The organism is Paenibacillus shunpengii (assembly GCF_042684905.1).
Taxonomy (GTDB): Bacteria; Bacillota; Bacilli; order Paenibacillales; family Paenibacillaceae; genus Paenibacillus; species Paenibacillus shunpengii.
Window position 1 is genome coordinate 2,993,305 of the sequence record NZ_JBHUMJ010000002.1, and the last position, 14,032, is coordinate 3,007,336.

A 14,032-nucleotide genomic window follows, 5' to 3' on the forward strand; every position below is an offset into this window, starting at 1 on the left:
GTAAGCATGATAGATTAATAATACTTTATTTAACAAACCGAACCGGAGTGATGAAATGAAGTCTGCTCGAGAATCCTTCACTGCCTCTGCATTTCATATCGAGCCAGCAGAGGTCATGAAGAGCTTACCTACTCAATTTTTTGCTGCGCTCGTTCAAAAAGTCAACCAAGAAATTTCTGCAGGACACGATGTCATTAATCTAGGACAAGGAAATCCGGATACAAAAACGCCGGACCACATTGTAGAATCTCTGCAAACAGCCTCAGCCAATCCTTTGTATCATAAATATTCGCCATTTCGCGGATATTCATTTTTGAAGGAAGCAATTGTTCATCGGTATAAGGAAGATTACGGTGTTGAGCTCGATGCGGAGAAGGAGGTGGCTGTGTTGTTCGGGGGGAAGGGAGGGCTTGTCGAGCTTCCTCAAGTACTGCTTAATCCGGGAGATATTTGCCTGGTGCCTGATCCAGGCTATCCTGATTATTGGTCAGGAGTAGCGCTGGCCAAAGCAGAAATGGTATGTATGCCCCTTCTTGAGTCAAACGACTTTTTACCTGATTATAATGAAATTGCCAGCCCCCAGCTTCACAGAGCAAAGCTCATGTTTCTTAATTATCCGAATAATCCGACATCAGTCACTGCTCCTTTGTCATTTTATCAAGATACTGTCGAATTCGCTGCACAGCACAATATCGTCGTAGCAAGTGATTTTGCCTATGGAGCCATCGGATTTGACGAAGAGCGGCCTGTAAGCTTTCTTCAAACACCAGGTGCTAAAGAAGTAGGAATCGAATTCTACACTCTATCCAAGTCTTATAACATGGCAGGCTGGCGTGTCGGATTTGCACTTGGCAACAGAGAGATCATCAGCCTCATCAATCTACTTCAGGATCATATGTATGTCAGCTTATTCGGTGGGATCCAAGCCGCGGCCGCGACTGCGCTGACTTCATCACAGGATAGTGTAAAAGAACTTGTTTACCGCTATGAATCTCGTCGGAATGCGCTCTTCAGTGAGCTGGATCAGATCGGATGGAAGGCCAATCGGCCCCAGGGTTCTTTCTTCAGCTGGCTCCCTGTTCCTGCCGATTATTCCTCAGAATCCTTTGCTGACTTATTGCTGAAAGAGGCAAAGGTTGCTGTCGCACCTGGGAGTGGTTTCGGCAGGCATGGAGAAGGCTATGTCAGGGTCGGCCTCCTAAGTGAGGAGGAACGATTGCGTGAAGCGGTTCAACGAATAGGCAGACTAAATTTGTTTTAATATCTTTTATTAGATTCTTTTTGCATCAAGTGAGGTTCCATGGTATTCTATCATTAATTTAAATTGCGAAAACGTGCTGACAGGGACCAGTAAGAAATTCAATTCCGTGCTTGCAGAGAGTAAATTCCAGTAGGCTGAGAGAATTTACCGCGGATTTTTCTGAAACCTACCCCTTGAGCGGCCTGTTCATACAGGACGTTGCCTTAACGTTATAAGGCTTAAGAGTCGGATGATACCCTCATCAATAAAGGTGGTACCGCGGAAGAATAAACTTTCGTCCTTTGCTAAGCAGCCAAGGATGAAAGTTTTTATTTTTTTTATCACAAGAAAGGATGTTGATGCTTCTTGTCATCTAGAATTGTTGTCAAGATCGGCAGCAGCTCGCTCACTACGGATTCCGGATCACTGAATCACGAGGCCGTGTCATTTTACGCCTCCGAAATTGCGGCTCTCCATCAAGCCGGGCATGAAGTCCTGCTGGTCACTTCAGGGGCTGTAGCTGCAGGATTTGGACATATCGGCTACGAGACCAGGCCTAAGCTGCTTCATGAGAAGCAAGCCGCGGCTGCTGTAGGTCAAGCACTGCTTATGCAGGCATATCAGCAGGCTTTTGCGCATCACCACATCAAAACAGCGCAGATCTTGCTTACACGCACAGATTTTACGAATCGGAAGCGAATGGGTAACGCCGGAATGACCATCGATGAGCTCCTCAAACAGAATGTGATTCCGGTTATTAATGAGAATGACACCGTCTCTGTCGACGAGCTCAAATTCGGGGATAATGACATGCTGTCTGCCCTGGTTGCAGGCTTAACCAAAGCCAAGAAACTGATCATATTAACCGATACGGACGGATTATACACAGCAGATCCAAGATATCATGCGGATGCGAAGCACTATGATCGCATTGATGAGATAACGGCTGAAATTTACGAGGTGGCCGGAGGAAGCGGTTCTCTGGTAGGCACTGGAGGGATGCGTTCCAAAGTAGATGCAGCCAAAGTCGCTACCCGGGGCGGTGTCCCTGTATTTGTAGGGCGTGTAAACGAGCCAGGCGACCTTCTCGCCGCTACAGCTGACCATGGCAAGGGTACTTATTTTGACACACGGCAGAATTCACTCTCTCGAAAAAAACAATGGCTTGGGTTCATCTCCTCACCGTTAGGCTCCATCCATGTTGACCCAGGTGCTGAAGAAGCGCTCATCTATGGTGGACACAGCCTGCTTCCGGTTGGCGTCAGACGGGTTGAAGGACAATTTCATGCTGGTGATGTAATCGAGGTTGTTAATCTTCAAGGTTCCCTGATTGGACGCGGCATCGTCAATTATGATGCAGAACAGCTGCGGAGCATTATTGGGCTGCCGAGTCCTGATGTGCTTAAAAAGCTGGAGGGATCACTTCACAGGCTTGAGGTCGTTCATCGCGATGAATGGATTACTTTAAAGTGATTTTATTGCTAGTGTACTGATATGTGCAAAACAGTGATATTCATTTAATACAGATAGGAGTGTAAATATGATGAGTGAAGTTAATGATAAAGCAAGACTTGCCAAAGAAGCCTCCCTGGTACTGGGCCGTTTGAGCTCAGAGAAGAAGAACGCAGCACTGTCGGTAATGGCCGATGCTTTGATTGCTGAGAAGGCATCCATCATCGAGGCAAATGCAGAAGATCTTGAACGGGGTAGACAGAACGGAACTGCTCTACCTATGCTGGATAGACTCTCCCTTACGGATGAGCGAATCGAAGAGATTGCCTCAGGACTGCGTCAAATCATCGATTTGCCAGATCCGATTGGCGATATTCTGGAAGTCATCAAACGGCCTAACGGGCTTCGCATTGAGAAGGAACGTGTTCCTCTTGGTGTGATCGGCATCATCTATGAAGCTCGTCCCAACGTGACGGTTGACGCTGTTGGCTTGTCGCTGAAGACAGGAAATGCCGTTCTGCTGCGAGGCGGCTCCTCTGCCTTGTCTTCCAACAAGCAGATCATCCATGTGCTGAAGCAAGCGCTGGCCAAAACAGACCTGCCTGCCGATGCAATACAGCTGGTGGAGGATGCGGATCGCTCTAGTGTGGATGAAATGTTAAAATGTAATGAATATCTTGATGTCATCATTCCAAGAGGCGGAGCGTCCTTAATCCAAAATGTCGTACAGAATTCGACGGTTCCTGTCATCGAAACCGGTGCGGGTATTTGTCACACCTATATCGATGCTGCGGCTGATCCAGAAATGGCACTGCAGATTGCACTTAACGCGAAAGTTCAACGCCCCTCGGTGTGCAACGCGATGGAGACACTGCTAATTCACAGTGATTACGGTGCCGATTCGATCCTGGAGCTTGCGGAGCAATTCAAAAATACCTCTGTCGAGCTCCGAGGCTGTGAATCTTTCCTTAAGCTGGTCCCATGGGCGACAGCTGCAACTGAGGAGAACTATGCTACCGAGTATAACGACTATATCTTAAATGTTCGAATAGTCAATCACATAGAAGAAGCGATAGAACATATCCGAAAATATGGAACGATGCACTCTGAATGCATTGTGACTAGAGACCCGAACGCTGCCGCCAAGTTCATGGAGGAAGTAGATGCCGCTGCAGTGTATCATAATGCCTCTACCCGTTTTACAGATGGGTTCGAATTTGGATTCGGTGCAGAAATCGGCATCAGTACTCAGAAGCTGCATGCACGGGGTCCAATGGGTCTTCCTGCGCTGACATCTACAAAGTATCGAATCTATGGTTCTGGACAAATTAAACATTAGACATAGCTGGAGGAATTAATATGAGTGGAACCCAATCTCTAATCAATCGTAAGATCACTTTTTTTGGTGCCGGAGCTATGGCTGAAGCTATTGCTAAAGGTCTCATCGCGCGAAAAGTAATCTCTCCCGAGAAAATAACGATGTTCAATCGCAGTAACCAAGACCGTCTTGTGGAGCTGCATCGCAAATACAACGTGACGACGGCGGCAGATGCGTCTAGCAAAGAAGCTGCGCTTACACAAGCTGATCTGATCATCTTGTCCATGAAGCCGAAGGATGCGGCTGAATCGCTTCGATATCTGGGACCTCTGCTATCCAAACGGCAGGTTGTCGTTTCTGTCATTGCTGGGCTCACTATAGAAACAATTCAGAGCCTGCTTGGACGTCCAGCAGCTGTCGTTCGCACTATGCCCAATACATCCAGTTCTATCGGACTCGGTGCGACAGGAATCGCCTTCTCACCAGAAGTGACGGACGAGGATCGCCAGATTGTAAACACTGTATTTGAAGCGATTGGAACAATTACATTGATTGAAGAAGAGCATTTTGAGACCTTGACCGGAATTTCGGGCAGTGGCCCGGCCTATATCTACTATATGATGGAGGCGATGGTGGAAGCAGGCGTAAGAGGTGGCCTCACTGCCGAACAAGCGCATGATCTGACCGTGCAGACTGTGCTGGGAGCAGCACGTATGGTACAGCAGACAGGAGAGGCGCCTGCTACACTTCGGAGGAACGTTACATCACCTAATGGCTCGACCCAGGCTGCCATTGAGGTTCTGGCCAAAGGTCATTTCAGTGAGACGGTTATTGCAGCAGTCCACCGGTGTGCCGAACGATCTCGTGAGATGGGCGAAGAATTGAAGGAAGCAGCGAGGTAGAGATAAAATACAACAAGCAGATCAACAACTTGGATCATCATATGTATGATACGGCTTTGCAGTCTAATTTAAACAGAAGACCGGGGGGAATATCACCTGTTAAACGGTGATGCTTCCTCCGGTCTTTTTTTCTGAAGCTATCCTATTTTTTTCGTTCGTCTGAAAATGGCGAGCCTTCCAAATCACGTTCCAAATCTCTAAGAAGCTGCTCTCCATCATATTCTCTTCTACTCGGCTTAAATAACAATTTGATGCCTCCGCCAATGAGCAGCAAAGATACAATGATCGTATTCATGTGCGACTGGATGCGATAGATGTAAGCTCCAAACGGATCTCCAAATTCAGGAACAACAAGCCGGACTAGTATATAGTAAACACCGAGGAACAAGAGTGCAATCCCAATCCATTTCTGATATCGCGTCCAGCTCTCAATGACCGGTTTATCATATAGTCGCTCTCTACCATACTTGCTCGATTGCTGTAATCCATCAAAAAAGCTATAAAACCAAATGATTGGAATGAGAAAAAGAAACAAGGACAGACCGAGTAAATCTAGAACATAAATGCTTCCAAGGAAGATCAGCATCAGCTGTAGTCCTCTTTTTTGCAGTCCAAGATACATATGTCCGGCTCCTGGAAATGCTGCCAGCAGGGTTGCAATGACTTTGCTCTTCTTGCCTCTGCTTGTGCCATGTTCAAGCTGCTCAAATAACGTCTTGTCCTCCAGAATCTCACCGGCTTGCTTCCGGTTCACATGCTGCACCGCATCAAACATACAGTACAGCCACATGATCGGCAGCAGCAGCAGGAAGAGAAGAAAGATTTCCTGTCCTGTAATGGCAGTGACAAAAAACAGCATGATGCCGAGCCCAAAGAACCCAATGAGAAAGGATAGCCCTCGCTGCAGCAGACCAAGATGCAAATGGCCTAAGCCCGGAACAAAGGATAGGAGAATGGTATAGAACCGTTCACTTTCTTTACCACGTCCTCTTCCCTGATCAGGATAGACATATCCTTCACGCGGCGGAAATCCGTAAGGAGGTGACGCTGCTGGATCTTCCGGATTATGAAAGGGAATACCGTGTTCATCTTGTATTCCTTCATGTCCGTAGTACATGTTCTCATGCGGGATGTGATTCGGGTACCCTGGATAATGAGCATAAGCCGAAGGGTCGGGCTCTCGGATAAGCTTGATGACAAGATCAAACATACTGATTAACCATAGAATTCCTGCCGCTAGAATACAGAGTAAGGTTACTTCCTCCCCTCCACCAACGAGCGAAAGAAAACCGATGCCTAACAGCCCAAAAAATATAAATCCATAAATAAATCCCTTCACCCGGCTTCTATAGTAATAATGTCCCAAGCCAGGCACCATGTTAAGCAGAAAAGCAAGCAGCTTGCTGCGATCTTGCTGCACATTCTTCATTCCTTTCACCTTTTAATTTATCTATATATAGTTTCAAATTCACCTTTTTATTGATTTATGAAATTGATTCGGGTCAGGTTTAATTTCATCAAGCCAATGGGTTGCTTTCCTCACCATTTGTTCGCTGTAGGGCTGTTTATCGTCTGAATCCACGTTTAGCTGTCCGGGTAACATTCGGTCAAATACGCCTGTAGATAAGAATAGCAGCGTTATGGAGGCGGCAAGGGTATAATGGACCAGCTTATGATTCAGCCATTTTTTAAACTGAATGTTTCTTCCACTGGAGCTGGATTGTAATTTCTTGCACTCATGCTCGATATGGCTCATGACTTGCTTTTCAAAGGCTTCTGCATCCCTTAACCCCGTATCTGAGGTGTGTTCAAGGACTGCCAAATAAGACTCAAGAGCTTCTTGATCCTCCAGCAGGCGTTTATCCATCGCTTCACGCTCGTGCTCCGGCAATTCGCCTTGTATATACCGTTTCCAGTCTTGCTGTTCTTGTTTATTCACGCCAAGATCCCTCCTTCCAGTGCGCTCTAATCCACTGACGTGCCCGATATAGTCTGGATTCTACAGTTTTTATGGCAATTTGTGATTCTTCTGCAATTTGTTCATAATTTTTTTCTTTCAGATAAAAATCAACAATAATATCGCGATGCTGAGCCGGAAGTGAGGATATCTTGTGAAGCAGCGTCTCTTTTCTCTCCTTCTTTAACAGCTGATGTATGATGTCGGCCTGGTGATCGGCCATTTGTACAACCTCATCCTCACGGCCAATCACTTCCGCCTCCCTGCGATTCAATTTTCTTTTTAAATCAATTGCCTTATGTAAAGCAATGCGGGTAATCCATGTCTTGAATCCTTCGGATCGGTACTGGGGGAGAGATTTAAAGACTTGAATAAACGCTTCCTGTGCCGCGTCCTCTGCATCCTGTGCCTGGTGAAGCACGGAGTAAGTTACCTGATATACATGCCTGCCATAGCGATCAATAATCTCGCGAAACTTAGCATGGTCACCCTTTAATATTTGATCGATCAAACTTGCTTCATCAATGGCTTCTCTCCTCCTTCCCCACTTATATAGACGACGGCTATTTGTATAACCCTGCATTTTTTCGAAAAAATAATATCGTTTCATATTCATCCTATAAAAATTCGCAAAATGGATGGGTATGGTTGATATTCTGAAGTATCGCAACAAAAATAGACACCCCTCAAAATAAGGAATGTCTATCTCGAATAAATAACAGATATTTATTTAACGTCCTCCATTGCGAAAACGAGCTGCATAAGCCTTCACATCCTGTGGTGTTCTAACCCGGTTGCGGCTCCATTCAAGCAATATACGGTCGATATACGTAAAGTGGACTTTGCCGGCAAATACCGCTTCTTTTAGCGCCAGCAGAATTAACTCATCAGGATATCGATCTTGATCCAGCCAGCTGGAAATTCGTTCAAGCTCCATTGGAGATAAGGGTCTGCCAAATTCCTTCTCAAAAATACGGAAGATGTTCTTCTCCTCTTGCTCCTCAGCAGTCGGATTCAAGGCATTCTCCAAGGAACTTCTGCGAACAGATGACTTTGACAGCGGAGCGGTTCGATCCTCTGACATGCACTGAGCCAGTATGGTATACAACCCGATCAGATTATATCGTTCATACTGAATGCCTTGCACTGCATCCATGTCCTCTTCAATCCGGATAAAACCTTCCTTCATAAGGCGCTGTAGCCGTTTGGCTATCTCATCAGGAAGGATCCCCATCCGATCAGCCAGCTCCTGAAGCGTCGGAAATTCATTTCCTTCCACCTGCTGAAATCCAAGCAAATGCTGTATAAGAAGTAATTCTCCTTCTGATAATCCCAGCCGGGCATGATAACGAAGCAGTGCATAGGGAAGCTGGACGCTACCCATTGCCATGCCATAAGCGACACCGTCCGCCCAAGTTCCTACGCTAGGTTCGCTCATTCATTTTCCTCCTGGACTTAAGGGTATAGACGATACAGCATCCGTGGGAACGGAATCGTTTCACGAACATGGTCAAGTCCGCAAATCCAAGCTACCGTCCGCTCAAGTCCTAGACCGAATCCGGAGTGAGGTACTGAGCCGTACGTGCGAAGATCTAAATACCACTGATAGGCTTCACGGGAGAGATTATGCTCCTCAAAACGCTCTTCCATCAGCTTCGGATCATCAATACGCTGGGAGCCCCCAATGATCTCTCCATAGCCTTCAGGAGCGATCATGTCGGCGCATAGAACGACCTCAGGACGATTTGGATCTGGCTTCATGTAGAATGCTTTAATCCCAGCTGGATAATGCGTAATAAATACAGGCTTGTCATACTTCTCTGCAATTGCTGTTTCATGCGGCGCACCAAAGTCCTCACCCCAAGGAATATCAAAGCCTTCACCTTGCAGGAATTGGATCGCATCGTCATAAGTGATTCGCGGGAATGGAGCTGTAACATTCTCCAGCTTGGATACATCACGACCGATACTTTCAAGCTCTGTACGACAGTTCTTCACTACCGACTGTACGACATGCGCGATGAATTGCTCCTGAATACGCAGACTCTCTTCATGATCTACGAAGGCCATCTCTGGCTCAATCATCCAGAATTCAATCAAATGACGGCGTGTCTTGGATTTCTCTGCACGGAACGTCGGTCCGAAGGAATACACTTTACCAAGCGCCATTGCAGCAGCCTCCATGTACAGCTGACCGCTCTGTGTCAAGTACGCATCCTCATCGAAATATTTGATATGGAACAGATTCGTTGTTCCTTCTGCAGAAGAAGGCGTCAGAATCGGTGGATCCACGATCGTAAATCCGTTCGTATCAAAATACTCCTGAACCGCACGAATGATCTCAGCACGGATAATCATAATCGCACGCTGCTTGGAAGAACGCAGCCACAGATGGCGATGATCCATGAGGAAGTCGACCCCATGCTCCTTAGGAGTAATCGGATAATTCTCCGTTAAGTGAATGATTTCGATATCCGTCACAGTCATTTCATAACCAGATTGACTGCGTGGCTCCTCGCGGATCACACCCGTTACGTATAATGAGCTTTCCTGAGTCAAGCTCTTTGCATTATTCCAGATTTCCTCAGAAACCTCGCTTTTTACAACAACCCCTTGGATATAGCCCGTACCATCCCGAAGCTGCAAAAACTGAATTTTGCCGCTGGAGCGCTTATTGTTAATCCACGCACCGATCGTTACCGTTTCTCCAACGTGCTGACTGACATGGCGAATGTCGCTCTTTGTGCTCATGTCTCATCTCTCCCCGTTCTATTAAAATTCAAATTCAAAATTTACTTTGACTCTTCTACAATGCGATTCGTGTCGCGAGCAATAACAAGCTCCTCATTCGTTGGAATGATCAACACTTCCACTTTGGAATTCGCAGTAGAAATACGGCGAGGCTCGCCAGAACGAATCTTGTTCAGCTCCTCGTCAAGCTCTACTCCGAGATATGTCAGCTGCTCCAGTACTCTTTGACGAAGGACTACGGAGTTCTCTCCAACCCCAGCCGTGAAGACAATGACGTCTACTCCATTCATCGCCGCAGCATAGGAACCGATGTACTTGCGAAGACGATATTCGTACATGTTAAATGCGAGTGTAGAATTCGGATCTCCGTTCTCCATACCCTCTGTAATTTCACGCATATCACTGCTGATTCCAGAGATGGCAAGCAGTCCGCTGTGCTTGTTAAGCATAGAGTTCACTTCATTCAGCGTTAAATCCTCTTTATTCATTACATAAGGGACAATCGCAGGGTCAAGATCTCCACTGCGCGTTCCCATCATAAGTCCTTCCAGTGGCGTCATTCCCATGGATGTATCGACAGACACACCATTTTGAATCGCTGTAAGACTTCCACCGTTACCAACATGGCACGTAATGATCTTCAGGTCCTCAATCGGACGCTCCAAGAATTCAGCAGCGATCTGGCTTACATAATAATGGGAAGTACCATGTGCTCCATAACGACGAACCTTGTACTTGTTATACAGTACGCGTGGAATCGCATATAGATACGCAGACTCTGGCATGGTTTGATGGAATGCCGTATCAAATACAACCACTTGAGGAACACCTGGCATATTGGATTCAGCAGCATTAATACCCATGATCGCAGCTGGATTGTGAAGCGGTGCAAGGTCAATCAATTGACGAATCTTCGCTTTGACTTCATCAGTTACCAGGGCAGACTCGTTAAAGAATTCACCGCCGTGAACAACCCGGTGCCCGACAGCTTGAATCTCTTCAATTGAAGACAACACGCCGTGCTCCGCATGTACGAGCTTGTCCAATACTTTACGGATCGCTGTCGTATGTTCAAGAATTTCGCTAACTTCGGTCACTTCTTCTTTGCCTGTCGGCTTATGTGTAAGAATGGAGGAATCCATACCGATCCGCTCAACTAATCCTTTTGCCAGTACAGATTCGTCAGTCATATCATACACTTGATACTTCAGGGAAGAACTTCCCGCATTAATTACGAGTACTTTCATATCCGGTCACCATCCTTGTCATACTTGAAGAAGCCTTCGCCCGTCTTCACACCCAATTGCCCTGCGCGAACCATTTTCTTAAGTATAGTGGAAGGTCTATATTTCAGTTCGCCAAACTCACGGAACATACCGTCAAGTGCAGCATGAACGGAATCGAGGCCAAAACGGTCTGCCATTTCAAATGGTCCATGCTGGAATTTGTATCCAATACGAACGGCTTGATCGATGTCTTCGGCAGATGCCACTCCTTCTTCAAGCAGATGAAGAGCTTCGTTGATATGAAGGCAAATAAGCCGGGAAGTTACAAATCCAGGAGACTCATAGACCATAACGCCTTTTTTCTCCAATACTTCCTCAGCAAATTTCTTCGTGAATTCAAACGTATCATCTGAAGTTTTTAGTCCGCGGATAATTTCGACAACATCAATACTTGATACCGGATAAATCCAGTGCAGGCCGATCACCCGTTCAGGATGATTAGTAGCACTTGCAAGCTCAGTCAAGCTCAGCGTAGAGGTATTACTTGTCAGAATGATATCTTCAGACACAATCTCCTCAAGCTGTTTGAACAATTTGATCTTTGCTTCCAGGTCTTCAGTAATGGTCTCTATAATTAGATCACAAGCAGAAAGATCACTAAGATTCGCTCTATGAATTCTAGATAAGATCAATTTCTTCTCTGCCTGAGTAATCGCCCACTTCTCCAATTTTTTATCTAACCCTGTCTCGATCATTCCGATGGAATAATCAAGCTTGTTCGGGGAAAGCTCTACCAGCATAACGTCGAGGCCTTTAGCTGCCAGCATTTCGGCAATACTTTGACCCATCGTACCTCCGCCGATAACTCCTATCTTTTTAAACAACATGGTTACTGCTCCATCCCTTCCTGGTCTCTTCTGAATAGTGTGTATCCTTCTTTGTCGAAAAATACATTTTTATGACCCAACATATAATAATATCTTAGCATGAATCAAAAGTAAAAAAAAATAACCAGCATAAATAATTATGCTGGCAAAAGTGCATTTTTCTTAAATAGTTCACGGAATTGACCACCGGACAATACTTCTTCCTTCATCAGGATGTCCAGCGACTCATCAAAAATAGTGGCATGCTCATGCAAGAGATCTTTTGTACGGGCAAACAGCTCGTTCAAAATGTAGTTATTTTCTCTCATCATATCTTCCTGGGATACCATGTCAAGGTTAACAATACCGAGCGAAGTTAGTCCAGAACTGATCATGGTTTTGACAATATCAAGCGATTGTTCAAAGTCATTTCTGGAGCCGGTGCTGCGCCCTCCATAATAGATCTCCTCCGCAGCGGCACCGCCGAGTGCAATCATAATCTGAGCTTCAAGAAACTCCTTCGTATACAAGTACTGCTCTTCCTGCGGATTATGTCGAACATAGCCGAGAGCCTGTCCTCGCGGACTGAGTGCCACCTGGCCCACGCTGTTCGGTCGAACCGCTTCTGCTGCTATTGCATGTCCGAGCTCATGAATGGCAACCCGCTTCTTCTCGTCTGCATTGGACTCACGATCTGTCTTCTCACCCATCATCACCTTATCAATGGCCATAGACAGGTTTCGCTGCGTAATAAACTCCAGACTATCCCGCATCGCATAGATTGCAGCCTCATTCATCAAGCTCTCGAGCTGCGCCCCGGAGAAGCCGTAGGATTCCTCCGCAATTTTATCCAGGCTTACATCGTCAGCAAGCGGTTTATTTTTGGCATGCAGCTCCAGAATATGCTTACGCCCTTTCTTATCCGGAAGCTCCACTTGGATATGCCGGTCAAAACGACCCGGGCGAAGAAGTGCGCTGTCGAGCATTTCTTTGCGGTTCGTCGCTGCGATAATCAGAATCCGCGGTGCATCAGAATTGTATATGCCGTCCATCTCCGTTAGCAGCTGGTTCAGGGTCTGGTCATATTCGCGCTGCTGCCCGCCTTCTCTTTTACCACCGATGACATCGATCTCATCAATAAAAATAATGGCGTTTTCTTTGTTTTCCTTGGCTGCTCTTGTTCTGGCATCTTTAAATAATTCACGGATACGTCCTGCCCCGACACCAACATACATTTCTACAAATTCACTGCCGGCAGCAGCGATAAATACAGAATTGGTGTAGTGTGCAGCGGCCTTCGCCATCAGCGTCTTCCCTGTACCCGGAGGGCCTGTCAGCAATATACCCTTCAGTGGACGAATGCCAAACTTCTGAATTTCATCGTGTCTTACTAAGAAGTCCAGTGCTTCACGGAGCTCCTGTTTAGCGCTGTCCTGTCCTCCAATTTCCTCAAAGGTGAGCTTGGCGGGACCCGCTTTCTTGCGCTTCTTCTCACTGCTTGCTCCTACGGCGAGTCCGCCGCGTGTCTGCATCAGGAAGACTACACCGCCTGCGAGCAGGGCAATAAGCAGTACTGGAATAATATTAACTCCTATAAAGACAAGAAATAGAAGCACGACCGGAACGACCCCGATTAAAATCTCCTTTAACCAATTAGGCATTAGGCCACACTCCCATCGTAGCCGGCTGTCTCGGCAGAATAATATACTTGCTTGCTTCTCCATCTGACAGGCTTACATATACGTTCTCATTATCAATATCATAGTCAACCTGGATGCTGCCTTCGCTCATTTCCTTGAGCTTCTCAGGAATTTGCGTGTATTGTCTAGTCTCCATTGCTTCAGCAACGGTAAATAACGCATTGGACCAGAAATCATCCAGCGTTTCCGTCGAATGATCCTTTACCTCCAGCTTCATCGTTCTTCCGTTCAGAAGCTCCTTGCCATCTGTGCGGATATAATCAACAAGACCTCTTATATTGGTATTCGGCTCGAGATCGAGATTCAAAACAACTTGATTCTGGTTAATATCTAGTTGAACATCGTTTACGCCGTCATAGTCGGCAACCAACTTCTCTATTGGCTTCTCAAGGGCCACCTGACGGTACACAAACCATCCTCCAAACAGCAGCGTAGCCGTAACCATAACCGTTATTGCTATCCGAATAGGACGTAATTTCAAGTGACAACCTCCTCATCTATTTTACCCACTCTATTTATTATTGATATGGGATATAGATATAGCATACCATATACAGACGTCCAAATCTAAACTATGAATTATTTTTCACAGTTTCCAATCCAAATAACCCCGAAATGGC

The 14,032-nt window shown here is 46.2% G+C and carries 13 protein-coding genes; 4 read left to right on the top strand and 9 right to left on the bottom strand.

Features of this window, described 5'->3' with window-relative positions; genetic code table 11:
* The first annotated feature begins 55 nt into the window (after positions 1-55).
* The 4 genes from ACFSVM_RS13905 (at position 56) to proC (ending at position 4,912) form a co-directional block, all read left to right on the top strand.
* A complete protein-coding gene (locus ACFSVM_RS13905; RefSeq protein WP_090724002.1) occupies positions 56-1,261 on the top strand; it encodes a pyridoxal phosphate-dependent aminotransferase in 1,206 nt (401 codons plus the stop codon).
* Positions 1,262-1,606: 345 nt separating this feature from the next.
* Complete coding sequence (gene proB / locus ACFSVM_RS13910; RefSeq protein ID WP_090724001.1) at positions 1,607-2,713, top strand: glutamate 5-kinase; 1,107 nt, start codon at positions 1,607-1,609, stop codon at positions 2,711-2,713.
* A 70-nt stretch (positions 2,714-2,783) separates the two neighbouring features.
* Positions 2,784-4,031 (top strand): glutamate-5-semialdehyde dehydrogenase, encoded by a 1,248-nt coding sequence (locus ACFSVM_RS13915; protein WP_076312848.1) that lies wholly within the window; start codon positions 2,784-2,786, stop codon positions 4,029-4,031.
* A 20-nt stretch (positions 4,032-4,051) separates the two neighbouring features.
* Positions 4,052-4,912 carry a pyrroline-5-carboxylate reductase gene (proC, locus tag ACFSVM_RS13920; RefSeq protein ID WP_090723999.1) on the top strand — a complete coding sequence of 287 codons (861 nt, stop codon included), beginning with the start codon at positions 4,052-4,054 and terminating at the stop codon, positions 4,910-4,912.
* Positions 4,913-5,054: 142 nt separating this feature from the next.
* On the opposite strand, the gene ACFSVM_RS13925 is transcribed toward proC, so the two are convergent.
* The 9 genes from ACFSVM_RS13925 to ACFSVM_RS13965 form a co-directional block, all read right to left on the bottom strand.
* Entirely contained in the window at positions 5,055-6,341 is a 1,287-nt protein-coding gene (locus ACFSVM_RS13925; RefSeq protein ID WP_256209660.1) for a multi-tm2 domain protein, read from the bottom strand.
* A gap of 39 nt (positions 6,342-6,380) precedes the next feature.
* Positions 6,381-6,851 carry a hypothetical protein gene (locus tag ACFSVM_RS13930; RefSeq protein ID WP_090723997.1) on the bottom strand — a complete coding sequence of 157 codons (471 nt, stop codon included), beginning with the start codon at positions 6,849-6,851 and terminating at the stop codon, positions 6,381-6,383.
* Positions 6,844-7,479: an RNA polymerase sigma factor gene (locus tag ACFSVM_RS13935; protein ID WP_256209659.1), complete on the bottom strand. Its 636-nt coding sequence runs from the start codon at positions 7,477-7,479 to the stop codon at positions 6,844-6,846. Before ACFSVM_RS13935 ends, ACFSVM_RS13930 begins: the two co-directional genes overlap by 8 nt.
* Before the next feature lie 120 nt (positions 7,480-7,599).
* Positions 7,600-8,307 (bottom strand): DnaD domain-containing protein, encoded by a 708-nt coding sequence (locus tag ACFSVM_RS13940; RefSeq protein ID WP_076312852.1) that lies wholly within the window; start codon positions 8,305-8,307, stop codon positions 7,600-7,602.
* 17 nt (positions 8,308-8,324) lie between these two features.
* Positions 8,325-9,620, bottom strand: a complete 1,296-nt coding sequence (asnS, locus tag ACFSVM_RS13945) for an asparagine--tRNA ligase (RefSeq protein ID WP_047911176.1) — start codon at positions 9,618-9,620, stop codon at positions 8,325-8,327.
* Between the two features lie 41 nt (positions 9,621-9,661).
* Positions 9,662-10,867 (bottom strand): acetate/propionate family kinase, encoded by a 1,206-nt coding sequence (locus ACFSVM_RS13950; protein ID WP_076312853.1) that lies wholly within the window; start codon positions 10,865-10,867, stop codon positions 9,662-9,664.
* Positions 10,864-11,733, bottom strand: a complete 870-nt coding sequence (locus ACFSVM_RS13955) for a 3-hydroxyacyl-CoA dehydrogenase family protein (RefSeq protein WP_076312854.1) — start codon at positions 11,731-11,733, stop codon at positions 10,864-10,866. The genes ACFSVM_RS13950 and ACFSVM_RS13955 overlap by 4 nt, the downstream gene beginning before the upstream one ends.
* A gap of 137 nt (positions 11,734-11,870) precedes the next feature.
* The gene (locus ACFSVM_RS13960) at positions 11,871-13,373 is read right to left on the bottom strand and encodes an AAA family ATPase (protein ID WP_090723995.1); all 1,503 of its coding nucleotides are present in this window, start codon (positions 13,371-13,373) and stop codon (positions 11,871-11,873) included.
* Positions 13,366-13,893 carry a hypothetical protein gene (locus ACFSVM_RS13965; protein ID WP_177178680.1) on the bottom strand — a complete coding sequence of 176 codons (528 nt, stop codon included), beginning with the start codon at positions 13,891-13,893 and terminating at the stop codon, positions 13,366-13,368. Before ACFSVM_RS13965 ends, ACFSVM_RS13960 begins: the two co-directional genes overlap by 8 nt.
* Between the last annotated feature and the right edge of the window lie 139 nt (positions 13,894-14,032).